The 23198-nt window shown below is 71.0% G+C and carries 21 protein-coding genes and 1 pseudogene; 11 read left to right on the top strand and 11 right to left on the bottom strand.

Going from position 1 to position 23198, the window contains the following annotated elements; all coding sequences use genetic code 11:
- Positions 1–55 precede the first annotated feature (55 nt).
- The 8 genes from MTAB308_RS14525 to MTAB308_RS14490 all read left to right on the top strand — a co-directional run bounded on the left by MTAB308_RS14525 (position 56) and on the right by MTAB308_RS14490 (position 8035).
- Positions 56–709 carry a class I SAM-dependent methyltransferase gene (locus MTAB308_RS14525; protein WP_077100028.1) on the top strand — a complete coding sequence of 218 codons (654 nt, stop codon included), beginning with the start codon at positions 56–58 and terminating at the stop codon, positions 707–709.
- Positions 706–1998: a molybdopterin-dependent oxidoreductase gene (locus MTAB308_RS14520; RefSeq protein WP_077100027.1), complete on the top strand. Its 1293-nt coding sequence runs from the start codon at positions 706–708 to the stop codon at positions 1996–1998. The genes MTAB308_RS14525 and MTAB308_RS14520 overlap by 4 nt, the downstream gene beginning before the upstream one ends.
- Position 1999: 1 nt before the next feature.
- Positions 2000–2521: a hypothetical protein gene (locus MTAB308_RS14515; RefSeq protein WP_077100026.1), complete on the top strand. Its 522-nt coding sequence runs from the start codon at positions 2000–2002 to the stop codon at positions 2519–2521.
- A gap of 92 nt (positions 2522–2613) precedes the next feature.
- The gene (locus MTAB308_RS14510) at positions 2614–3819 is read left to right on the top strand and encodes an alpha/beta hydrolase fold domain-containing protein (protein WP_077100025.1); all 1206 of its coding nucleotides are present in this window, start codon (positions 2614–2616) and stop codon (positions 3817–3819) included.
- A 44-nt stretch (positions 3820–3863) separates the two neighbouring features.
- Positions 3864–5273, top strand: a complete 1410-nt coding sequence (locus tag MTAB308_RS14505; RefSeq protein ID WP_077100024.1) for a WS/DGAT/MGAT family O-acyltransferase — start codon at positions 3864–3866, stop codon at positions 5271–5273.
- 110 nt (positions 5274–5383) lie between these two features.
- Positions 5384–6175: a crotonase/enoyl-CoA hydratase family protein gene (locus tag MTAB308_RS14500; protein WP_077100023.1), complete on the top strand. Its 792-nt coding sequence runs from the start codon at positions 5384–5386 to the stop codon at positions 6173–6175.
- 67 nt (positions 6176–6242) lie between these two features.
- A complete protein-coding gene (locus MTAB308_RS14495; protein ID WP_077100022.1) occupies positions 6243–7742 on the top strand; it encodes a class I adenylate-forming enzyme family protein in 1500 nt (499 codons plus the stop codon).
- On the top strand, positions 7739–8035 hold the full coding sequence (locus MTAB308_RS14490; RefSeq protein WP_077100021.1) for a hypothetical protein: 297 nt from the start codon (positions 7739–7741) through the stop codon (positions 8033–8035). The genes MTAB308_RS14495 and MTAB308_RS14490 overlap by 4 nt, the downstream gene beginning before the upstream one ends.
- Before the next feature lie 7 nt (positions 8036–8042).
- Here the strand turns inward: MTAB308_RS14490 and MTAB308_RS14485 are convergent, their stop codons facing one another.
- The 4 genes from MTAB308_RS14485 to MTAB308_RS30295 all read right to left on the bottom strand — a co-directional run bounded on the left by MTAB308_RS14485 (position 8043) and on the right by MTAB308_RS30295 (position 11705).
- The gene (locus tag MTAB308_RS14485; protein ID WP_077100020.1) at positions 8043–9479 is read right to left on the bottom strand and encodes a PE family protein; all 1437 of its coding nucleotides are present in this window, start codon (positions 9477–9479) and stop codon (positions 8043–8045) included.
- Between the two features lie 82 nt (positions 9480–9561).
- Positions 9562–10737 carry a PE family protein gene (locus MTAB308_RS14480; RefSeq protein ID WP_077100019.1) on the bottom strand — a complete coding sequence of 392 codons (1176 nt, stop codon included), beginning with the start codon at positions 10735–10737 and terminating at the stop codon, positions 9562–9564.
- Between the two features lie 180 nt (positions 10738–10917).
- The gene (locus MTAB308_RS14475) at positions 10918–11565 is read right to left on the bottom strand and encodes a TetR/AcrR family transcriptional regulator (RefSeq protein ID WP_483869901.1); all 648 of its coding nucleotides are present in this window, start codon (positions 11563–11565) and stop codon (positions 10918–10920) included.
- Positions 11566–11573: 8 nt separating this feature from the next.
- Entirely contained in the window at positions 11574–11705 is a 132-nt protein-coding gene (locus MTAB308_RS30295; protein WP_281253104.1) for a hypothetical protein, read from the bottom strand.
- 205 nt (positions 11706–11910) lie between these two features.
- Between MTAB308_RS30295 and MTAB308_RS14470 the strand changes: the two genes are divergently transcribed.
- Positions 11911–12705, top strand: a complete 795-nt coding sequence (locus tag MTAB308_RS14470) for a crotonase/enoyl-CoA hydratase family protein (protein ID WP_077100018.1) — start codon at positions 11911–11913, stop codon at positions 12703–12705.
- On the opposite strand, the gene MTAB308_RS14465 is transcribed toward MTAB308_RS14470, so the two are convergent.
- Complete coding sequence (locus MTAB308_RS14465; RefSeq protein ID WP_077100017.1) at positions 12702–14171, bottom strand: aldehyde dehydrogenase; 1470 nt, start codon at positions 14169–14171, stop codon at positions 12702–12704. The two genes, MTAB308_RS14470 and MTAB308_RS14465, sit on opposite strands and share 4 nt — an antisense overlap.
- A 42-nt stretch (positions 14172–14213) precedes the next feature.
- Complete coding sequence (locus MTAB308_RS14460) at positions 14214–14984, bottom strand: class I SAM-dependent methyltransferase (RefSeq protein WP_077100016.1); 771 nt, start codon at positions 14982–14984, stop codon at positions 14214–14216.
- 110 nt (positions 14985–15094) lie between these two features.
- Here MTAB308_RS14460 and MTAB308_RS14455 point away from each other — a divergent pair, with 110 nt between their 5' ends.
- Positions 15095–16249, top strand: a complete 1155-nt coding sequence (locus tag MTAB308_RS14455; RefSeq protein ID WP_077100015.1) for a glycosyltransferase family 4 protein — start codon at positions 15095–15097, stop codon at positions 16247–16249.
- Here MTAB308_RS14455 and MTAB308_RS14450 read toward each other — a convergent pair.
- The 3 genes and pseudogenes from MTAB308_RS14450 to MTAB308_RS29815 all read right to left on the bottom strand — a co-directional run.
- Positions 16233–17924, bottom strand: coding sequence for an MmpA family trehalose lipid delivery protein (locus tag MTAB308_RS14450; RefSeq protein WP_077100014.1), 1692 nt, complete (start codon positions 17922–17924; stop codon positions 16233–16235). The two genes, MTAB308_RS14455 and MTAB308_RS14450, sit on opposite strands and share 17 nt — an antisense overlap.
- A gap of 9 nt (positions 17925–17933) precedes the next feature.
- Positions 17934–19229, bottom strand: coding sequence for a cell envelope lipid trafficking protein PgfA (pgfA, locus tag MTAB308_RS14445; protein ID WP_077100013.1), 1296 nt, complete (start codon positions 19227–19229; stop codon positions 17934–17936).
- Positions 19226–19303 (bottom strand): annotated as a pseudogene (locus tag MTAB308_RS29815) (hypothetical protein); the annotation flags it as partial. The gene pgfA and the pseudogene MTAB308_RS29815, both read right to left, overlap by 4 nt.
- A gap of 141 nt (positions 19304–19444) precedes the next feature.
- On the opposite strand from MTAB308_RS29815, the gene MTAB308_RS14440 reads away from it, so the two are divergent.
- Positions 19445–20656: an acyltransferase family protein gene (locus tag MTAB308_RS14440; RefSeq protein ID WP_173842167.1), complete on the top strand. Its 1212-nt coding sequence runs from the start codon at positions 19445–19447 to the stop codon at positions 20654–20656.
- On the opposite strand, the gene MTAB308_RS14435 is transcribed toward MTAB308_RS14440, so the two are convergent.
- Together MTAB308_RS14435 and MTAB308_RS14430 are read right to left on the bottom strand one after the other, a co-directional pair.
- The gene (locus MTAB308_RS14435) at positions 20622–22169 is read right to left on the bottom strand and encodes an AMP-binding protein (protein WP_077100011.1); all 1548 of its coding nucleotides are present in this window, start codon (positions 22167–22169) and stop codon (positions 20622–20624) included. The two genes, MTAB308_RS14440 and MTAB308_RS14435, sit on opposite strands and share 35 nt — an antisense overlap.
- Positions 22162–23142 carry a phosphotriesterase family protein gene (locus MTAB308_RS14430; protein WP_077100010.1) on the bottom strand — a complete coding sequence of 327 codons (981 nt, stop codon included), beginning with the start codon at positions 23140–23142 and terminating at the stop codon, positions 22162–22164. The genes MTAB308_RS14435 and MTAB308_RS14430 overlap by 8 nt, the downstream gene beginning before the upstream one ends.
- Between the last annotated feature and the right edge of the window lie 56 nt (positions 23143–23198).

Genomic DNA, 23198 nt, shown 5'->3' with positions numbered 1-23198 from the left:
CCGGGGCAGGGGCGCGTCCGGGCCGCCCGGCCGTGCACGATGCGAGAGGCGTGACATGCTGGGGCATCTCTACGATCGGGCGCTCGGTGGCGAGAAGTGTTGGGTCCGGCACGAGGACGGCGAGGTCCGCCCCCTGCCGGCGCATCGCTGGCTGGGCGATCGATGTCCCGACAGCGCGTCGCGCGACGCTTCCGACGACGCGTTCGACGAAGCCGTCACGCGGATGTGCACCGGCCCGACGATCGAGTTGGGCTGTGGGCCGGGACGATTGGTCGCCAAGCTGATCCGCCGCGGCGTACCCGCGCTGGGCATCGATCGGTCGGCGACGGCGATCCGGTTGGCCGGCCGCGGCGGCGCACCGGCGATATTGGGCGACGTGTTCGAGCCGCTGCCCGGAATGGGCTGCTGGCAGACGGTCTTGCTGGTCGACGGCAATGTCGGCCTCGGTGGCGACCCGCGCCGGATCCTGGCCCGCGCCGCCGAGCTGCTGGGCCGCGGCGGGCGTTGTGTCGTCGAGTTCGAGACCGAGGCGATCGGCATCCGTCCGCGCTGGGTGCGCCTCGAAACGGCCGGTGACGTGGGTCCCTGGTTCCGCTGGGCATCGGTCGGCGTGGACAGCGCCGCCACGCTGGCCGCGCAGGTGGGTCTGACGCTGACCAGCGTCCGGCTCATCGGCAGTCGGGTCGTCGCGGGTCTGACCGCCCTGTGAGCGACTACGGGTTTCCCGCCAAGCTGTGGCGCGCGCTCGAGGGGCATCCCCCGCCGGGCACGCGGCGGCTGAACCGTTTCCGGAGCCCCCTGCGCGGCCCATGGCTGACGTCGGTGTTCGGGCTGGTGCTGCTGGTTGCGCTGCCGATCGTGATCCTCACCGGGCTGCTGTCCTACATCGCCTACGGGCCGCAGTTGGGACAGGCCATCCCCGCCGACGTCGGGTGGCTGCGCCTGCCGGCGTTCGCCTGGCCGACCCGCCCGTCGTGGTTGTACCGGCTGACCCAGGGCCTGCACGTGGGGCTGGGGCTGGTGATCATCCCGGTCGTGCTGGCCAAGCTGTGGTCGGTGATCCCGAAGCTGTTCGTGTGGCCGCCGGCCCGCTCCATCGCCCAGTTGCTGGAGCGATTGTCGTTGTTGATGCTGGTCGGCGGCGTGCTGTTCGAAATCGTCACCGGGGTGCTGAACATCCAGTACGACTACATCTTCGGGTTCAGCTTCTATGACGCGCACTATTTCGGGGCGTGGGTCATGATCGCCGGATTCCTGATGCACATCGCACTCAAGATTCCGCGCATGGTCACCGGGCTGCGGTCGATGCCACTGCGAGAAGTGTTGCGCACCAATCGAAGTGACACCCGCCCTGAACCGCCCGACCCCGACGGGCTGGTTGCGGCCGACCCGGCCGAACCGACGATGAGCCGGCGCGGTGCCCTGGCGCTGGTCGGCTCCGGCGCGCTGCTCGTGGGCGTGCTCACCGCGGGACAGACGCTCGGCGGTGTGTCCCGCGGCGCCGCCCTGCTGCTGCCGCGCGGGCGCGGGGGCGGCGACTTCCCGGTGAACAAGACGGCCGTCGCCGCGGGGATCGCGCGCGAAAGCGTCGGCGCGAGTTGGCGGTTGGTCCTGCGGGGGGGACCGACCGAGGTGGTGCTGGACCGCGCCGCGCTGGCCGGCATGCCGCAACACCGGGCGCGACTGCCGATCGCGTGCGTCGAGGGGTGGTCGACCGTGCAGACCTGGAGCGGGGTCCGGCTGGCCGAGCTGGCCCGGCTGGCCGGGGTGCCCGCGCCCCGCACGGCCCGCGTGGCCTCGTTGCAGCGCGGCGGCGCGTTCGGCGCGGCGACGTTGCAGGCCAACCAGATTGGGGATCCGGACGCCCTGCTGGCGCTGGGGGTCAACGGCGAAGAACTGTCGCTGGATCACGGCTACCCGGCCCGGATCATCGTTCCCGCGCTGCCCGGCGTGCACAACACCAAATGGGTGACCTCCATCGATTTCGAGCCGAGCTGACATGCCTGGATTACCAACGCGTTTCGCGGCTTTCTACGGGGCCCGCCCGCTGCACCTGCTGACCATGCTTTCCGGCTTCGCGCTGGTGGGCTACGTTCTGGCCACCTTCAGACCGGCGACGCTGTGGAACTCCGGCACCTGGTGGCAGTCCATCGTCGTCTGGCTGGCGGCCGCGGTGATCGCCCACGACCTGCTGCTGTTTCCGCTCTACGCGCTGGCCGACAGGCTGCTGTCGTGGCGCATCGCCCGGTCGGTGCAGCCAAAAGTGGTCGCCCGCAACTACATTCGGGTTCCCGCCCTGGGCGCGGGGCTGACGCTGCTGATCTTCCTGCCGGGCATCATCCAGCAGGGCGCCACCACCTACCAGGCGGCCACCGGGCAGACCCAGCAGCCGTTTCTGGGCAGGTGGCTGCTGCTCGCGTCGGTGATGTTCGCGGTGAGCGCGCTCTGCTACGCCGCGCGGCTCGCCGGGGCCCGCCGGCGCGCGGCCGGCAAATTGAGAAAATCGCGTATTAGACGGTAAACGCCGCGCATAGCAAACCCCGCGGCCGCCGGGTAGGCACCCGCTAACGCAAACGTCAGTTTCAGCCGTGCGCGCGGGGGTACAGTCCGTACATGACTGCGAGGGCATCCCGCATGACACCCTGCGTGAAGTGGTTGCTGCGGGCCGGCCCCGCCGACTACATGCTGGCCTTGAGCGAGGCCGGCGCTTCGCTGCCGGTCGTCGGCAAACGGCTGGAACCGCTGGGCGCCCTGACCGCCATGAGTGTGTGGGGCGCGCGGCACGCACCGCAAGCCCTGTCCACGATGACGACAAACTTGCTGAAGCCCGGCACCGGCGACGATCGCCGCCGGGACAGGGAGAGCACCCAGGAGGTTTCCCTCGCCGCGCTGCGCGGTGTCGTGTCGGCCGCGGACCTCGACGCCGAATGGCCCACCGCGGAGCGCACGCCACCGATCTGGGACGCGATGCGCCAGCGCCGCTACCTGTACCGACGGGCGGTCCACTACGGGAACAGCCCGGCGCAGGTGCTCGACGTCTGGCGCCGCAAGGACCTGCCCGCGCAACCGGCGCCCGTCCTGATCTTCGTTCCCGGCGGCGCCTGGGTGCACGGCAGGTGCATGGGGCAGGGGTCCGCGCTGATGTCGCGGCTGGCCGAGCAGGGCTGGGTGTGCCTCGCGATCGACTACCGTGTGGCGCCCCACCACCGCTGGCCCCGCCACATCACCGACGTCAAGACCGCCATCGCCTGGGCGCGCGCCAACGTCGACAAGTTCGGCGGCGACCGCAATTTCGTTGCGGTGGCAGGTTGTTCGGCGGGCGGTCACCTGTCCGCGCTGGCCGGGCTGACTCCCGACGACCCCGCGCACCGGGCCGAGTTGCCCGAGGGCGCCGACAGTTCGGTGGACGCCGTGGTCGGCATCTACGGCCGCTACGACTGGGAGGATCGCTCCACCCCCGAGCGCGACCGGTTCGTCGATTTTTTGGAGCGGGTGGTGGTCAGGAAGTCGATCACGCGGCACCCCGAGGTGTTCCGTGACGCGTCACCGATCGCGCGCGTGCATCGAAATGCCCCGCCGTTCTTGGTGATTCACGGCAGCAAGGACAGCGTGATCCCGGTCGAGCAGGCCCGCAGCTTCGTCGAGCGGCTGCGCGCCGCCTCGCACTCACTGGTGGGCTACCTGGAGCTGCCGGGCGCGGGGCACGGGTACGACCTCGTCGACGCGCAGCGCGCGGGTGCGGCAGCGCACGCCGCGTCGCTTTTCCTCAACCAGGTCTACCGCACCAAATCGCAGATCGCCGCGAAAGAGGTTATCTGAGCTCCCGCCGCTGGGTAATGTCCCCCTATGGGTAAGGGGCAGCGGTGAAAAGGCTCAGCGGCTGGGACGCGGTACTGCTGTACAGCGAGACGCCGAACGTCCACATGCACACGATCAAAGCCGCCGTGATCGAGCTGGCGCCGGATCGGCGTGACTTCGACATCGACGCCTTCCGCCAGGTGATCGGCGGCCGGCTGAACAAGCTCGAGCCGTTCTGCTACCAGCTCGTCGAGATCCCTTACCAATTCCACCACCCGATGTGGCGGGAGCACTGCGAGGTCGACCTCGAGTACCACATCCGGCCGTGGCGGCTCCCCGCGCCGGGCGGCCGCCGGGAACTGGACGAGGCGATCGGGCGGATCGCCAGCACCCCGCTGGACCGCGAACGCCCCCTATGGGAGATGTACTTCATCGAAGGGCTCGCCAATCACCGCATCGCGGTGGTCGGCAAGATCCACCACGCGCTCGCGGACGGGGTGGCGTCGGCGAACCTGATGGCCCGGGGGATGGACCTGCAGCCGGGGCCGGCGGACGGGCCCTATCAGTGCGACCCCGCCCCCAGCGCGCGGCAGCTGATGGCTTCGGCGTTCGCGGATCACCTGCGCCACGTCGGGCGCATCCCCGCGACGATCCGCTATACGGCGCAGGGCTTGGGCCGCGTCCGCCGCAGCTCGCGCAAGCTGTCCCCGGAGCTGACCCGGCCGTTCGAGCCGCCGCCCACCTTCATGAACCACAAGATCACCGCGGAGCGCCGATTCGCCACCGCCACGCTGGCGCTGGCCGACGTCAAGGAAACCGGCAAGCGGCTGGGCGCGACGATCAACGACATGGTGCTCGCCATGGCGAGCGGCGCGCTGCGCACGCTGCTCCTGCGGTACGACGGCAAGGCCGAGCCCCTGCTGGCGTCGGTGCCGATGAGTTTCGACTTCTCGCCCGAACGGATCTCCGGCAATCGCTTCACCGGCGTGCTGGTGGGGTTGCCGACCGACTCCGACGACCCGCTGGAGCGGGTGCAGTGCAGCCACGAGAACGCCATCGCCGCCAAGGAAAGCAACCAGCTGATGGGACCGGAGCTGGTCAGCAGGTGGGCGGCCTACATGCCGCCCGCTCCCACCCAGGCGTTCTTTCGCTGGGCGTCCGGCCGCGACGGCAACAACAAAATCCTCAACCTGAACATCTCGAACGTTCCCGGGCCGCGCGAGCGCGGCCGGGTCGGCGGGGCGCTGGTCACCGAGATCTATTCGGTCGGACCGCTAACCGCCGGCAGCGGCCTGAACATCACCGTGTGGAGCTATGTCGACCAGATCAACATCTCGGTGCTGTCCGATGGGGCCACGCTGAAGGACCCGCACGAGGTGACCGAGGCCATGGTCGCCGACTTCATCGAGATACGCAGGGCCGCAGGGCTTTCCGAAGAGCTGACGGTCGTCGAGGCGGCGATGGCGCCGGCCTGAGGGCCGGCTCTGGAAACGGGACTCTCGACTGGTGCCAATGCCATTTCCGTCGACCGTTACCATCGGTCGGATAGGCAGCCACCCCATACCCGAAGGAGCTGTGCGGCACCGTGAGCACTGGGAGCGAAGAGGCCAGCACCGAGGAACCCGAAGTCCTGGTCGAACAGCGGGATCGGATCCTGATCATCACCATCAACCGGCCGAAGGCCAAGAACGCGGTCAACGCCGCGGTCGCCCGGGCCCTGGCCGACGCCGTCGACCGGCTCGACGGCGACACCGGCCTGTCGGTCGGAATCGTGACCGGCGCCGGCGGCTCGTTCTGCGCGGGCATGGACCTCAAGGCGTTCGCCCGCGGCGAGGTGCCCATCGTCGAGGGCCGCGGCATGGGCTTCACCGAGCGGCCGCCGGTCAAGCCGCTCATCGCCGCGGTGGAAGGTTTCGCGCTGGCCGGGGGCACCGAGCTGGCATTGGCCACCGACCTGATCGTGGCCGCGCGGGACTCCGCGTTCGGCATCCCGGAGGTCAAGCGGGGTCTGGTCGCCGGCGGCGGCGGGCTGCTGCGGCTGCCCGAGCGCATCCCGTCCGCCATCGCGATGCAGCTGGCGCTGACCGGCGACAGCCTGTCCGCCGAGCGCGCCCACGAGCTGGGGATGGTCAACGTGCTGGCCGAACCGGGCAAGGCGCTGGACGCGGCCATCGAGCTGGCCGAGAAGATCGCCGCCAACGGCCCGCTCGCGGTCGCCGCCACCAAGCGGATCATCGTCGAGTCCCGCGGCTGGACCCCGGAGACGATGTGGGCCGAGCAGAACAAGATCCTGGCCCCGGTGTTCGTGTCCAACGACGCCAAGGAGGGCGCGATCGCGTTCGCGGAGAAGCGACCGGCGCGCTGGACGGGCACCTGACGGTCGGTCCGACGGGTTACACTGTGACTAAATTTTGTAAAGGCGTGGGGATCCGGGAAGACCGAGGATGAGCATTTCGCTGCTGCTGGAGATGGCCGCGTCGAGCAACCCCGAGCGCACGGCGGTTGTTTCGGGACAGCTGCGGCTGACGACGCAGCAGCTCAGCGATCTCGCCGACGGCGGCGCCGGTGTCGTCGCGGCTTCCGGCGCCAAGCACGTGGCCTACGTGGGCACCGGCGGCGCGATGCTGCCGGTGCTGATCTTCGCCGCCGCGCGCGCCGGGCTGGCCTTCACGCCGCTGAATTACCGCTTGTCCGCCGATGGCATCCAGGCGCTGATCGCGCGGCTGCCCGAACCGCTGGTGATCGTCGACGACCGCTACCGCGACATGATCGGGGACTCATCCGAGCGGGTGATGTCGTCCGAGGAGTTCCTCGCGGCGGCGCATGAAAGCGAGCCCGCCGCAGAGTTTCCCGACCCGGAGTCCGTCGCGATCGTCCTGTTCACGTCGGGCACCACGTCACAGCCCAAGGCCGTCGAGCTCTCGCACAACAACTTGACCAGCTACGTCACCGGGACCGTCGAGTTCGAGTCGGCCGAACCCGCCGACGCCGCGCTGATCTGCGTGCCGCCCTATCACATCGCCGGGGTCAGCGCCGCGCTGTCGAACCTCTACGCCGGCCGAAAGATGGTCTACCTGACCAACTTTGACGCCGACGAATGGGTGCGGCTGGTCGACGCCGAGCGGGTGAGCACGGCGACGGTGGTGCCCACCATGCTGGACCGCATCGTCACCGTCCTGGAGGGCGGCGGGCACGAGCTGCCGTCGCTGCGCAGCCTGGCCTACGGCGGATCCAAGGTGGGCCTGCCGCTGGTGCGCCGGGCGCTGGAGCTGTTGCCGCACGTGGGCTTCGTCAACGCCTACGGGCTGACCGAGACGAGCTCGACGATCGCGGTGCTGGGTCCCGACGACCACCGCGAGGCGCACTCGGCGTCGGCCGACCACGTCGCCCGGCGGCTGGGCTCGGTGGGCCGCCCGGTGCCCGGCATCGAGCTGCAGATCCGCGGCGAGGACGGCGCGGTGCTTCCGCCGGGCGAAAGCGGCGAGCTGTTCGTGCGCGGCGAGCAGGTGTCGGGGCGCTACACCGGGATCGGGTCGGTGCTCGACGAGGACGGTTGGTTTCCGACCCGCGACGTCGCCCTGCTCGACGAGGACGGCTACCTCTTTATCAGCGGGCGCAGCGACGACACCATCATCCGCGGCGGGGAGAACATCGCGCCCGCCGAGCTCGAGGAGGTGCTCATCGAGCACGCCCACGTCCACGACGTCGCGGTGGTCGGCGTCGAGGACCCGCAGTGGGGCCAGGCGATCGTGGCCGTGGTGGTGCCGGTCGCGGGCATCGATCCCGACCCCGAGGAGCTGCGCGAGCATGTCCGCAAGAGTTTGCGCGGGTCGCGCACGCCCGACCGGGTAGTGTTTCGCGGCGAGCTGCCGACCACACCCACGGGCAAGGTCCTGCGTCGCGAAATCGTCGAAGATCTCCGAACATTAGGAACGCCAAAATGATCAAGAACGGAACCCGCCTCGCCAGCCAGGTCTGTGACACCCAGGTCATCGTGGTCCGCAGCGCCGACAGCCTCGACGACCTGCGCTGTGGGGGCGCGCCGATGGTGCCGATCGGCGGCGAGCGCTCCGGCGAGCCCGACCCCGCGTTCGCCGACGGCACCGTGATGGGCAAGCGCTACGTCGACGAGACCGGCGCCGAGGTGCTGGTCACCAAGCCCGGCGCCGGCAGCCTGAGCATCGGGCAGACCGCGCTGCAGCTCAAAGAGGTCAAGCCGCTGCCCGCCAGCGACTGAGCGTCGGCTACGGCCCGGCGTGCCCGTTGGGGCCCGGAATCCCGAGCAGCAACCCGCCGTTGCCGCCCTGTCCCAGGCTCGCCCCGGCACCGGCGCTGTTGCCGCCGGCGCCGCCGTTGCCGACGAATTGGGCGTTTCCGCCGTCGCCCCCACTCGCCTTGCCGCCCACGCTGGCCCCGCCGTTGCCGCCGCTTCCGCCGCCGCCGAACACGGCGCCGTTCCCGCCGTGGCCGCCCTGACCGCCATTGGATGCCGCGGCGGCACTCTGGCCTCCGTTCCCGCCGTCCCCGCCGTGTCCGAACAGCCCGAGGGCACTGCCGCCGGCACCGCCGGGGCCGCCGTCGCTGACGTCCGACTGTCCCCCGTTGCCGCCGTGCCCGCCGTTGCCCAACAGCGTGCCGCCGTTCCCGCCGGTGCCGCCGACCGCGCCGAACCCGCCGGCCCCGCCGGCCCCGCCGTTGCCGATCAGGCCGGCATTGCCGCCGTGGCCCGATCTTCCGCCGAAGCCGCCGCCGCCGTCGCCGCCGTTGCCGCTGAGCAGCCCGCCGGCACCGCCGTCACCGCCGATGCCGGGCACGGAGCCTTGGGCGCCCGCGGCGCCACCGGCGCCGCCGTTGCCGTTCAACAGGCCGCCGTGCCCGCCGTGACCGCCGGACCCGGCGCCGTCGCCAAACACATTCGCAGTCGCGAGGCCGCCGGCGCCACCTGCTCCCCCGTGGCCGAACAACCCGACCGCGTCGCCGCCCGCGCCCCCGGAACCAGCGCCACGGACGATGGCGCCGTTGTAGGCGCCACCCGCGCCGCCCGGGCCGCCGTTGCCCCACAACAGCCCACCGGCGCCACCGGCGCCGCCACTGCCGGCGCTGGCGTTGACGTTGCTCACGCCGCCGGCCCCGCCGGCGCCGCCGTGGCCGAATAGCCCGGCGGCCCCGCCATTTCCGCCCGTCCCGCCGTTGGTGGACCCGACGGCGGCCGCGCCCGATCCGCCGTTGCCCCCGTTGCCCCATAGGATGCCGCCGGCGCCGCCATTCTGGCCGGTCCCCGGCAAGCCGTTGGTGCCGTTGCCGATCAGCGGGCGCTGGAGCAGGAGCTCGGTGGGCGTGTTGATCGCGTTGAGGAGGTCTTGCTGGATGACCTGCCACGGGTTGGCCGTGGCCGCAGCGTTGGCTGCTTCTGCGCTGGCATAGGCGCCCGCGCCGGCGTTCAGGGCCTGGACGAATTGCTGATGGAAGGTCGCCGCCCCGGCGCTGACGGCCTGGTATTCCTGGGCGTGCGCGCCGAAGAACGCGGCCACCGCCGCCGACACCTCATCGGCGCCGGCCGCCACCAGCTGAGTGGTCTGGGCCGCCGCCGCCGAGTTCGCCTGGCTGAGCGTCGAACCGACGCCCGCCAGATCCGTGGCGGCCGCAGAGACCACGTCGGGCACCGCGATGACGAAAGACATTGCGCAACCTCCAAGCACAGGCCCCCGCCAACGGAGAAGATCGTAGCGCGCTCATCGGAAACGCACGGTGCGGCCGGGTGCGCTACGGCCCGTCGGTCCCCGGCACGCCCAGTAGCAGGCCGCCGGCGCCGCCGATCCCGCCGTAGTAGCCGGTGCCGCCGTCTCCGCCGTTGCCGATCAGCTGCGCGTTGCCGCCGTCGCCGCCCACCGACCCGGTGAACGGGTTGCTGCCGAACCCGGCGTCGCCGCCCCGACCGCCGCCGCCGGTGATGCCGGCGTTGCCACCCCGGCCGCCGTCACCGCCGTTGCCATAACCTTGACCGCCGGACCCACCCGCACCGCCATTGCCGTAGAGCCCGACGGCATTACCGCCCGCGCCGCCCGCGCCGCCGGCGCTGTACGCGGATTGCCCACCCGCACCACCGTGACCGCCGTGGCCGAACAGGGTGCCGCCGGTGCCGCCGTTGCCGCCGGCACCCCCGGCCTCCAGGGCGATCGAATTGTCGGCGGTTCCGCCCGTTCCGCCGGCGCCGCCGTTGCCGATGAGGCCGGCGGCACCACCGTTTCCGCCGACCTTGCCACCCGAGCCGTTGCCACCGGCGCCCCCGTCGCCACCGAACATGCCGCCGGCGCCACCGTCGCCACCGGCGGCTCCTCGTGTGGCGAATCCGGCGTTGCCGCCGTGACCGCCGTTGCCGTTCAACAGGCCGCCATGGCCGCCCTGGCCGCCGGCACCGGCAATGCTGTTCTGAAGATCACCGAGCTGACCGGAGCCGCCGGTCGCGGGCTTGCCGGACCCACCGTTGCCGCCGTTGCCCCACAACAGCCCGCCGGCCCCGCCGTTCTGGCCGGTCCCGGGCGCGCCGTCGGTACCGTTGCCGATCAGCGGGCGGCCCAATAGCAGTTCGGTGGGAGTGTTGATCGCGCCCAGCACGTCTTGTTGCAGCGCCTGCCACGGGTTCGCCGTCGAGGCGGCGTTGGCCGCCTCGGCGCTCGCATACGCGCCCGCGCCCGCGTTCAAGGCCTGGACGAACTGGTCGTGAAACGCCGTCGCCTGGGCGCTGAGCGCCTGATACTCCTGGCCATGAGCGCCAAAGAATTCCGCGACGGCTGCCGATACCTCATCGGCACCGGCAGCCACCACCTCCGTGGTGTGGGCCGCCGCCGCCGAGCTGGCCTGGCCGAGCGCCGACCTGATGCCCGCCAAATCCGTGGCGGCCGACGCCACCAGGTCGGGTTGCGCCATCACGAATGACATTCCGCACCTCCGGCACAGTGCGGCTCGGCGCCGCCCCCGATGAGGCGGCGTCGAGCCGGGGTTGAGGAGCAAATCGTAACGTGACCCACGTAGGCGCGGGCGGGAATTCCCAGCAAATGTCCGTGGGTTAACGTCGAGCCCGCTCGCACCGCACCCGGTGCCTGGCAGACGGCGGCTGCGCTAGCCGGGGATTCCGTTGCGTACGACGAATTCCCTTGCTTTGATTAAGAATTCGAGCTGCTCGCCCACCTGGCGCAGCGGATCGGTGCTGCGCGTCGAGCGCGACAGCACCACGGCGCCTTCCAGGGCAGCGATCGACATCACCGCCAGCGACGCCGCATCGGCGTCGTCGAAGCCGTCGTTGGCAAACGCCCGCGTCAACGCGTTACACCACCGCCCGAGGATGGCTCCCGCATCGGCGGAGAGCTTGGGTTCGGCGTCGTCCGAACCGATCGCCGCGGCGACCACGGGGCAGCCCGCGCTGAAGCCGCCCTCGGTCAGGAGGCGCTCCCAGAACTCGACGAACTCGCGCAGGAGGGCCTTGGCGCCCCAGCCGGCGGCGTCGTCGATCATGGCGGTGATGGAATCGCCCGAGTACTGCAGGGCCTCGGTCAGGATCTGATTGCGCCCCTCGGGGAAGTGGTAGTAGACCGAGCCGCGCGGCGCGCCACTGCGGGCCAGCACCTCGTCGATGGTCACTCCGGCGGCGCCGCGTTCGCGCATCACCTGGGCGGCGCTGAGCAGCATCTTCTTGCGCGTATCGCAGCGCTTGGTCGGCGTCTGTCCCGCCTTGGCGTCGGTGCTAGTCGGCACTGTCGTACCTCCCATCGCGGGCGTCATGCAGCGTGCGAGTGGCGCGGCACCGGCCAGTGCATATTACGAGGGCTGAACCGGAAGGGCCGCCGCTTGATGTCGGGCATCGCGCGCGTGAACTGGTAGCCGGCGACGTTGAGTTCGATGATCCACATTGTTTTCTCCCGGCCTGAGTGCGGCCCTAGATTATGCTGAGAAGCATATAAGACATCGGTCCAGTAAGCAATTTTATTCCCTAAGTAAGCCGTACAGCTCATGAAATGGTCTAGACGCGTTCCCCGGGCGGTCAACAGCCGCGGCGTGACCCCCGTCTCATTATGGTCTATTGCATAATACCTAGCAGTGCGTTTCACTGGGCGGATGGCCCTGCCGAACCTCCCCACCGTCTCGCTGGAACGCGACGGACACGTCCTGCTGATCGGCCTGAACCGGCCGCACAAGCGCAACGCATTCGACCGGGCCATGCTCGCCGACCTGTCGCGTGCGTATGCGCTGCTCGAGTCCGACGACTCGCTGCGCGCCGGCCTGCTGTTCGCGCACGGTGACCATTTCACCGCCGGCCTGGATCTGGTCGACGTCGGCCCCGGCATCGCGGCCGGGCAATTCGCGTTTCCGGACGACGGGCGCGACCCCTGGCGGCTGGACGGCCCCTGGACCACGCCGATGGTCGCCGTCGCGCACGGCTGGTGCATGACGTTGGGCATCGAGCTGCTGCTGGCCGCCGACATCCGGATCGCGACGACGGGGACCCGCTTCACCCAGCTGGAGGTGCGGCGCGGCATCTACCCGTTCGGGGGCGCGACGATCCGGCTCACCCGCGACGCCGGGTGGGGCAATGCCATGCGCTGGCTGTTGACCGGCGACGAGTTCGACGCCGCCGAGGCGCACCGCATCGGGCTGGTCCAAGAGGTGGCCGACGACGCGGGCACGGCGCTGGCGCGGGGGCGCGAGATCGCGCACACAATCGCCGAGCGCGCCGCGCCGCTGGGTGCGCGGGCGACTTTGGCGTCGGCGCACCTGGCCCGCGAACACGGCGAGGCGGCCGCCGTCGAGCGGCTGCGTCCCGCGGTGGCGGAGCTGTTCGCCAGCGCGGACGCCGCCGAGGGCGTGCGGTCCTTCATCGAGCGCCGCGACGCCCGGTTCAGTGGTCGCTAGGCGTCGACCGTGTAACCCATCGGCATCAGCACGCTCTTCTGCTGCGTGAAATGCTCGACGCCCTCGGGGCCGTTCTCGCGGCCGATGCCCGAGTTCTTGTAACCGCCGAACGGGCAGCAGGGATCGAACGCGTACCAGTTGATCGCGTAGGTTCCGGTGCGGATCTTCTCGGAGATCTCGATGCCCCGCGGCACGTTGGTGGTCCACACGCTGCCGGCCAGGCCGTACTCCGAGTCGTTGGCGATCTTGATCGCGTCCTCTTCGGTGTCGTAGGGGATGATGCTCAGCACCGGCCCGAAGACTTCCTCCTGGGCGATCGTCATCTTGTTATCGACGTCGGCGAAAACGGTTGGCTGCACGAAGAATCCGCTGTCCAGACCCTCCGGACGGCCGCCGCCGCACACCAGCCGCGCGCCCTCCTCGATGCCCTTGGAGATGTAGCCCTCGACGCGGGCGCGCTGCTTCTCCGAGATCAGCGAACCGATCTGGGCGCCCGGGTCCGACGGCAGCCCGACCGGCAGCGCCTGGACGAAAGCGCTTACCGCGTCGACGATTTCGTCGTAGCGCGAGCGCGGCGCCAGGATGCGGGTCTGGCCCACGCAGGCCTGCCCGGTGTTCATGATCCCGGAGAACACCATCATCGGGACCGCGGAGGCCAGGTCGACGTCCTCGAGGACGATGGCCGCCGATTTTCCGCCGAGCTCCAGCGTGCATGGCTTGAGCATCTCGGCGGCGCGGCGGCCGATCTCCTTGCCGACGCCCGAGCTGCCGGTGAACGTGAACAGGTCGACGTCCCGGTTGGACGTCAGCGCCTGGCCGGTCTCGATGCCGCCGGGCACCACCGACAGCACGCCCTCGGGCAGGCCGGCGTCGGCGAACACCTCGGCCAAAGCGTTTGCGGTCAGCGGTGTTTCGGCTGCCGGCTTGAGCACGACCGTGCAGCCGGCCAGCAGCGCCGGGCCCAGCTTGTTGACCGCCAGGAACAGCGGCACGTTCCAGGCGACGATCGCGCCCACGACGCCGATCGGCTCGCGGTGCACGATGGTCTGCCCGTAGGAGCCGTTGCGGATCTCCCGCCACTTGACCTGGTCGACGGCGGGCCCGGCGAAGAATTGCATCGCCCCCATCGACCCCATCCAGTGCATCGTCTCGATGGTCATCGGCGGCTGACCCGTTTCGTCGGCGAGCAGCTTGGCGAACTGGTCCTTGCGCTCCTCGAGCAGCTGCAGCGCCTTGGCGATGACGGCCGCGCGCTCCTTCGGGGGTGTCGTCGGCCAGGGGCCGCTGTCGAAGGCGGCGCGAGCCGCGGCGACCGCCGCGTCGACGTCGGCGGCCGTCGCGAGCGGCACCTTCCCGACGTACTCACCGGTGGCCGGACAGTGCACCTCGATGACTTCCGAGGTCGACGGCTCGGTCCACTTGCCGCCGATGAAAAGCTTGTCGTATTCGGTCTTCACGTCGGTCATGTGCGCCACCCTACCCAAGCCGACGCAAAACGAGAACATGTTTCATTCTCGAGGCACCAGCACCAGCACGAGATTGCTGACGAGGAACTCGCGCAGCACCGGCACCGACGTCAGCCGCCACGCCCATCGCGGGTGGTAGCGGGGAAATGCGGCCATCGCGGCGCCGGTGCTGGCGGCCCAGCTCAGGCCGTCGGCGGCCGACACCGCGAACAACGACGACCCGTAGTTGTTTTTGGCCGGGTGGCCGTGCTTGCGGGCGTACCGCGCGGCGGCGCGGGCCCCGCCGAGGTAGTGGGTCAGGCCCATCTCGTGGCCGCCGAACGGGCCGAGCCACACCGTGTAGGACAGCACGGCCAGCCCGCCCGGCCGGGTCACCCGCAGCATCTCGTTGCCGAGCTGCCACGGCCGCGGCACGTGCTCGGCGACGTTGGACGACAGGCAGATGTCGACGGAGTCGTCGGCGAACGGCAGCGCCATGCCCGAGGCGCGCACGAAGGTGCCCGCCGCGCGCGCCAAAGCCGGCCCGGCCGCGTGCATCTCGCCGGGGTCGGGTTCCACGCCGAGATAGCGGACACCGGCGTCGGCGAACGCCGTCGCGAAATACCCGGGGCCGCCACCCACGTCGAGCAGGGTGCGGCCGGCGGGTGGTGCGCCATGGACACCGCGCCACAGGTCGGCGACCATCGCCGCGGTGTCGGCCGCCAGCGCGCGATAGAAACGCGCCGGGTCGGATCGTTCGTGGCGGAATTCCGACAGCAGCCGCACCGACCGGCGCAGCGTTGCGCGCCGGGCGAAAACGTCGGTCACGGCCACCGGCCAACCCTACGGCCGGGCATCAAACCCGCCCGAGCCTGACGCCAGCGTCACGGTGGGCGCCGAGCGTGACGCCAGCGCCCTGTTCGCGACGGCTAGGCTGACCGGTAATGTCTGCTCTTCGCTCCGTCCTGCTGCTGTGCTGGCGTGACACCGGGCACCCGCAGGGCGGCGGCAGCGAAGCCTATCTGCAGCGCGTCGGCGCGCAGCTGGCCGACTCGGGTATCGCCGTCACGCTGCGCACCGCGCGTTATCCGGGCGCGCCGCGGCGCGAAGTGGTCGACGGGGTGCGCATCGACCGCGCTGGCGGCCGGTACTCGGTGTACGTCTGGGCGCTGCTGGCGATGGCGGCGTCGCGCATCGGGCTCGGGCCGCTGCGGCGAGCGCGGCCCGACGTGGTCGTCGACACCCAGAACGGCCTGCCGTTCCTGGCCCGGCTGGTGTACGGCCGCCGGGCGATGGTGCTCGTGCACCACTGCCATCGCGAGCAGTGGCCGGTGGCCGGGCCGGTGCTCGGCCGGATCGGCTGGTTTGTCGAATCGTGGTTGTCGCCGCGGCTGAACCGGCGCAACCAGTACGTGACGGTGTCGCTCCCGTCGGCCCGCGACCTCGTCGCGCTCGGCGTTGCCCACGACCAGATCGCGGTGGTGCGCAACGGCCTCGACGAGGCGCCGGCGCAATCGTTGTCCGGCCCGCGCTCGGCGGCGCCGAGGGTGGTGGTGCTGTCGCGGCTGGTGCCGCACAAGCAGATCGAGGACGCGCTGGAAGCCGTCGCGGCGCTGCGAGGGCGCCTGCCGAACCTGCACCTCGACATCGTCGGCGGCGGCTGGTGGCGGCAGCGGCTCGTCGACCACGCGCGACGGCTCGGCATGTCCGGCGCGGTGACCTTCCACGGCCACGTCGACGACCTCACCAAACACCATGTGCTGCAAAGCTCCTGGGTGCACGTGCTGCCCTCCCGCAAGGAGGGCTGGGGTTTGGCGGTGATCGAGGCGGCCCAGCACGCGGTGCCCACCATCGGCTACCGGTCCTCCGGCGGCCTGTCCGACTCGATCGTCGACGGGGTGACGGGAATGCTGGTGGACAGCCAGGCCGAGCTGGTGGATCGACTCGAGCAGCTGCTGTCCGACCCGGTGCTGCGCGATCAGCTCGGCGCCAAGGCCCAGGCGCGCAGCGGCGAGTTCTCCTGGATGCAAAGCGCCGACGCGATGCGCAGCGTGCTCGAAGCCGTGCGGGCCGGCGAGTTCGTCAGCGGCGTCGTCTAACCGCGCACAGCACCGAACCGGCGGCGCCGCCGAGCAGCATCGCCAGCCAGGCCAGGTGGGCGATCAGCGTCGCGGTGCGCCGGTCCGGGGAGACACCGGCGGTGTTGCCGCCGATCCGATAGAGAGCCAACTCGTCGTCGCGGTAGACCGGCGTCAGCGCGCCGAGGGTGCGCGCGGCCGCGCCCATGTCGCCGGCGCTGTCCGACTCGACGACCAGCCACCCGACGCCGGCCGGGGCCAGCGCACCGGGATCCGGCCCGCTCAGCAGCAGGTCCTGCACGGCCCGGGCGCGATCGCCCTCCCCGGGCACGACGACCCCCGAGATGGCCAGGTCGCCGGTGGTCAGCACGTCGGCGCGCAGCCAGCGGGGCAGCGGATCCAGGACCGGCGCCGGGCCCGCCCAGGAGAATCGCCGCATGGTGCCGGCCGGCAGCACCGCGACCGTCCGCGGATCGGAGTTGATCGCCGCCGCCACCGCGGCCCACCCCCGCGGGTAGCGCACCGCGGCGACCTTGCCCCACCCGCCCCACGCCAGGTCGGGCAGCGTCAGGATCAGCGCAAGGCAGCAGACCACCGCCGCCACCGACGGCCGCAACCACCGCCGCAACGTCACCACGGCGCCGGCGCCGGCCAGCGCGTACCCCGGCAGCGCCAGCGCCACCCACTTCTGCCCGTCGCGCAGCACGCCGAACCCCGGTGCGGTGTCGACCAGCGCCCGCAGCGCGTGCAGACCGGGTCCGGTCGCCAACGCGGCCGGCACCACCACGGACACCGCCGCCAGCGCCAGCAGCGGCACCGCCGCGCGGCGGCGCACCACCACCGGCAGCCCGGCCGCCACCACCGCGAGCAGCACCACGGCCGAGGCCACCGCGAAAAGCGTTGTCCGCGAAGCCGGTACGGCCTCGCCGTTCCAGATGCCGCCGAGGCCGGCCAGGCTGGCCAGCGTGCCCAGCCCGGGCTCGGCCCGCGGCGCGAACGCGGGGACCCCGAGCGCGTTGGCCGCCGCGTGCGCGGTCAACGACGAGCCCACCGCCGCCGCGGTCAGCCAGGGCGCCGCGGCCAAGAGCGCGGCACCCGAGGCCAACGCGGCGCAGGGCCGGCGCGAACGCCCCGCCCCCGGAGCGGCGACGCAGACCAGCGCCACCGTCGCCGCGAGCAACAGGCCGGTCGGGGTCAGCCCGGCCAGCGCCACCCAGAACACCAGGGCGAACACCCCGGCCCAGCCGGAGTCCCCCGCCGTCCGCATCCGGAGCATCGCCGCCGCGACCCAGGGCAGGCAGCCGTAACCGACCAGCAGGCTCCAGTGGCCCTGCAGAAGCCGTTCTGCGACATAGGGATTCCAGATCGCCAGGGTGCTGGCGACGAATTCGCCGGGCGTCCCCGCGTCGGGCAGCGCCGCGGCGACCAGCCGGGCCGCACCCCATCCCGCGAGCCACAGGCCCGCCACGAGCAGCGCCTTCACCACGACGCCGCCGTCGACCACATGCGAGGCCAGCGCCACCGCGAAATCTTGGGGCGTCGCGCGCGGCGCCGACGTGAGCCCCAGGGCGGCGTCGGACACGTACGACCGCGGCGTCGACACCGCGTCGCGCAGGAGCAGGTATCCGGGCGCCAGCAGCGGCCCGACCACCAGGAGCGCCACCACCAGCGCGTACCCCGGCCGGGTCCAGCGCATCCGCGGAATCTAGGCCCGTTCGGGCGGGCCGGGGGCTTCGGGCGGTCCGGCGTCGGGCGGCGGCTCGGCCGGCTCGTCCGACTCGAGGGTCGGCGGGTCGGCGCCGGGTGACTCGGGATCCCCGGCCGGGCGCTGCGTGGGCAGCTTCTCGGTCTCGGCCTCGGCGCCGGGCACCGGTTCCTCGAGCCCGTCGCGGCCGAAGAACTCCTGATCGGTCCGGTCCAGGCCCGGGTCGGTCAGCGCGCTCTCGGTGCGCAGGCTGAAGGCGGCGAACACGCCGCCACCGATCAGCGCGATCAGGCCCACCGCGGTGAACGTGATCGGCAGCACCCGCGACCACAGCGCCAGCCGGTCCCGCTCATCGCGCGCCGCGTTGACCTGGGCCTCGACGGTGTCCTCGTTCGAGGTGACCTTGTAGTCGACCAGCGTCAGCTCCGGCTTGAGGGGGTCGCGGGCGAAGTAGTGGTTGGCGTGCTCGGTCTCCTTGACGATGGTCCCGGACACCGGATCCACCCAGAAGGTTCGCTGCGCCGCGTAATAGCGGGTCATGGTGATCTGTTCGTTGGGATCGCCGCCCTGCACGCCCCACATCGCCGCCGAGGCGGTGAACTTGGAGTCCGTCGTCTGGTCGGCGTACAGCGTCGGATACGCCACCGGAGCCACCAGCTTGCCGTCGGCGTTGTAGCCGACGTTCTGCGTGAACCGGTAGGTGGTCAGCCCGTTGACGTCTTCCTGGGTGTCGTAGTTGACGTCGAACGGCTTCTGCGCGATCGGATCGAAGTAGGGATACGTCTTCTTCTCGGTGTGAAACGGGAACCGGTAGGACAGCCCCTCGTGGCGGAGCGGCATCGCGGTGGGCGGGCTCTCGTCGTTGGCGGCGCGCGGCTTCTGCACGGAGCCGCCGGGGTGGGTGTCGTCGGAGACGGCCATCGCGGTCTTGCGGTTGAGCGTGACGGTGTCGATGATCGCCAGCAACAGCCCGCTGTCTTTTTGCTTGTCGGTGCGGCGCACCGACGTGCCGGCCTGCAGCGTGACGACGTCGGCGTTGGCCGGGGATTCGACGCTGACCTGCTGCTGGGACACCAGCGGCACGTTTTGGTTGACGACGAGGTGGTCGGTGGACAGCGAGGCGGAGTCGAGCGCGGTCCCGTTGCCGTCGCTGATCAACGTGGCGTTGATGTCCAGCGGGATCTTGGTGATCCGGTGGCTGGTGTATGTCGACAACAGCAGCGCGGCGATCAGCAGGGCGGCCCCGAGTCCGATGATCGCGCATGCGGCGTAACGCAACATGACTGCTCGGTTCATGTGCGCCGCTCCTCCTCATCGCTTCGTCCCCCGCAAGCGGGTGGTGCCCCCACCGCATCGTCGCCGGCGCGGTTCAAGTTGCGGTGCCCTCCTCATGGATCCCCGCGTGGCAAACCCGTTCGACCCTAACAGCAGAATTTAAGGCCCCGGTTTAGCAGCCCTTCCCCGTCCACCGCCCACCGCGCGCCAGGCGCCGGGTGGTTCGGGTGTACCCGATGAGGCGACCAACACACAAGGGCACACTTGTGGGCGTGACCGAGGGCCAGCAGGTGGGAGGGATCCGCAGCTTCCTGCCCGCCGTGGAGGGGATGCGCGCGTGCGCGGCGATGGGCGTCGTCGTCACGCACGTCGCCTTCCAGACGGGGCACTCCACCGGCGTCGACGGCCGCCTCTTCGGCCGCTTCGACCTTGCCGTCGCGGTGTTCTTCGCGTTGTCGGGGTTCCTGTTGTGGCGCGGGCACGCCGCCGCCGCACGGGGTTTGGCGCCGCGGCCGCGCACCGGCCACTACCTGCGGTCCAGGGCGATCCGCATCATGCCGGCCTACGTGGTGGCCGTCGTCGTGATCCTGACCCTGCTGCCCGACTCGAATCACGCCAGCCCGACGGTCTGGTTGGCCAACCTGACGCTCACCCAGATCTATGTGCCGCTCACGCTGACCGGTGGCCTGACCCAGATGTGGAGCCTGTCGGTCGAGGTCGGCTTTTACCTGGCCCTGCCCGTGCTGGCGTTGTTGGCCCGTCGGCTCCCGACCGGCGCCCGGGTGCCGGCGATCGCGTCGGTGGCGGTGCTCAGCTTCGCCTGGGCCTGGGTGCCGGTGTTCCTGCTGGACAGCAGAACTTGGAACAACCCGCTGGACTGGCCCCCGGCGTTTTTCTCCTGGTTCGCCGCGGGCATGTTGCTGGCGGAATGGGTCCACAGTGGGGTCGGCTTCCCAGTGCGCTTAGCACGCCGGCGCGTCCCGATGGCCGTGATCGCGGTGGCGGCCTACCTGGTGGCGGCGTCCCCGCTGGCGGGGCCGGCGGGCCTGGCCGTCGGCAGCCCCGCCCAGTTCGCGGTGAAGACGGCGATGGGTGCCGTGGTGGCCTTCGCGCTCGTCGCCCCGCTGGTGCTGGACCGGCCCGACACCCCACACCGGTTACTGGGGAGCACGACCATGGTGACGTTGGGCCGCTGGTCCTACGGCCTGTTCATCTGGCACCTGGCCGCGCTGGACATGGTGTTCCCCGTCCTGGGGACCTTCGCCTTCACCGGGCGGATGCCCTCGGTGCTGGTGCTGACGCTGATCTTCGGCTGGGCGATCGCCGCGGTCAGCTACGGTCTGGTCGAGTCGCCGTGCCGGGAGGCGCTGCGTCGCTGGGAGAAGCGGCACCGCTCGACGCGAGCCCCGCAGGTCACAGACGCTGAGGCGGACGCAATCGCGCCATGATCTCGTCGCGCACCGCCGATCGCCGCGCCTTGCCGGCGTCGTCGCGCAACGGGGTGTCGACGAACTCGATGAAGTCGGCGGTGGGCGGCACCTTGTAGGACGAAATGCGTTCGCGCAGAAAGTCTTTCACACCTTCGGGGTCCAGCGTGGATCCGTCGGCCGCGTGCACCAGGACGTAGGGCACCTGCCCCAGGTCACCGGAATTCGGGTCGGGCACGCCGACGACGAGGCAGGACAGCACGTCCGGGTGCGCCGACAGCGCGTTCTCGATCTCGGCCGGGTAGACGTTGCGGCCGCCGACGGTGAACATGTCGACGCGGCGATCCGACAGGTAGAGAAACCCGTCCTCGTCGAAATAGCCGAGGTCCCCCAGCGAGTCCCAGCCGTCGCGGCTCTTGGCCTCGACGCCGACGTAGCGGTAGGTCGGCGCGCTGCCGGGGGCGGGGCGCATGTAGATCTCGCCGACCACCCCGGGCGGGCAGGGATTGCCGTCGTCGTCGAGCACCCTCATCTGGCCGGCGACCACCACGCCGACGGAGCCGCGGTGGGTCAGCCACTGGTCGCCGGAGATGAAGGTGAGCGCCTGTAATTCGGTGCCGCCGTAGAGTTCCCAGACGACCTGGGGCCCCAGCAGGTCGATCCACGCCTCCTTGACGGCCGGCGGGCAGGGCGCGCCCATGTGCCAGAACCGCCGGAGCGAGGACAGGTCGTAGGACCCCGGCTCGGCGTGATAGACGGGCAGCGCGCGCTGCATGATCGTCGGCACGGTCGTCAGGAACGTGACGCGGTGCTCGGTGATCAGCCGCAGGAACTGCCGCGGCTCGAACCGGCTCATCAGCACGAGGTGGTGGCGCATCAGCAATGCGAGCGTCGCGGTGGTGAAGCCGGTGTTGTGCGACAGCGGAATCGGGACCAGGGTGGTGTCGCCCTCCTGCGCGCCCAGCGGGTAGCCGATGGCGGCCGGTATCCGGCTGTCGCCGCCGGATTCGATGAGCTTGGGCCGCCCGGTGCTGCCGCCCGAACCCATCGCCTTCCACACCGGCGAAACCGCTTCGGGCAACGCGGCATCGGACAGCGCCGGGTCCGGCGTGAATCCCGCTGGAACACTGGGTATTTCCGGATGGCTGTACTGTCCGGTCGGCGACCCGCTTCGCCCGGCTTCGCCGAGCTCGCGATCGCCGTCGCGGCCGACCAGCAGCGCGGGCGGCCGCAACGCCAGCAGGCCCTGCAGCTCCGCGTCCGGCAGCCGCGCCGACAGCGGCTGGGGCACCGCGCCCAGCTTCCAGCACGCCACCGCGGCCTGGATCCACTCGACCGAGTTGGGCAGCACCATCGTCACGTAGTCGCCGACGCCGACGCCGCGCTCGGCGTAGGCCCGGGCCAGCCGGTTCGTCGAGCGGTCGAGTTCGGCGCGGGTCAGGGTCAGCCCGTCGCAGGTAACCGCGGGCTCGTCGGGAGCGAGGGCGGCCAGCGCCGAGATCTGTGAACCGATCGGTGCAACCGGCTCACTCATAAGCGCCCTGCCGCTCGAAGATGCGGCGCGGGTTGTCGACCAGCATGGTGTGCAACTGCTCGTCGGTGACGCCGCGTTCCTTCAGGGCGGGGATGACGTCGTTGTGGATGTGCAGGTAATGCCAATTCGGTGCGGCCACCGCGAGCAGGTCCTCGGGCAGCGCGTCGAAGTAGCAGTTCGCGTCGTGCGAGAGCACCATCTTGTCGGCGTGCCCGCGCTCGCACATCTGCGCCACGGTGTTCACCCGGTCCTCGAAGGGCAGATACACGTCGATGCCGAACCGGTCCATCCCGATGAAGGAGCCGGCCGCGATGAGCTCCTCGAGGTAGCCGAGGTCGGTGGTGTCGCCGGAGTGCCCGATCACCACCCGGCTGAGGTCGACGCCCTCCTCCTCGAAGATGCGTTGTTGCTCGAGCCCGCGCCGCAGCCCCGCATGGGTGTGCGTGGAGATCGGCACCCCGGTGCGCTTGTGCGCCTGCGCGACCGCCCGCAGCACCCGCTCGACACCGGGGGTCACGCCGGGCTCGTCGGTGGCGCACTTGAGGATCCCGGCCCTGACGCCCGTGTCGGCGATGCCCTCCTCGATGTCGCGGACGAACATGTCGGTCATGATCTCCGGGCCGTCCATCGGCGTGCCCGGCCCCAGGTAGTGGAACCGGAACGGCACGTCGTTATAGGTGTAAAGCCCGGTCGCCACAACGATATTCAGCTCGGTGGCCGCCGCGACGCGCGCGATGCGCGGGATGTAGCGGCCCAGCCCGATTACGGTGAGGTCGACGATGGTGTCCACCCCGCGCGCCTTCAGCTCGTTGAGCCGGTCGATGGCGTCGGCCACCCGCCGCTCCTCGTCGCCCCAGGCCTCGGGATAGTTCAGGGCGATCTCGGTGGTCATGATGAACACGTGCTCGTGCATGAGCGTCACGCCGAGGTCGGCGGTGTCGATGGGGCCGCGGGCGGTATTGAGTTCTGACACGGGACTGATGCTAGGTCGATTCGGCGTCCGAACAACAGGGCCCGACAGTTTTGTCC

Origin of the sequence: Mycobacterium terramassiliense (assembly GCF_900157385.1) — a bacterium.
Taxonomy (GTDB): domain Bacteria; phylum Actinomycetota; class Actinomycetes; order Mycobacteriales; family Mycobacteriaceae; genus Mycobacterium; species Mycobacterium terramassiliense.
Note: the sequence above shows the minus strand (reverse complement) of the source record. Positions and strands in the feature narration are given on the sequence as shown.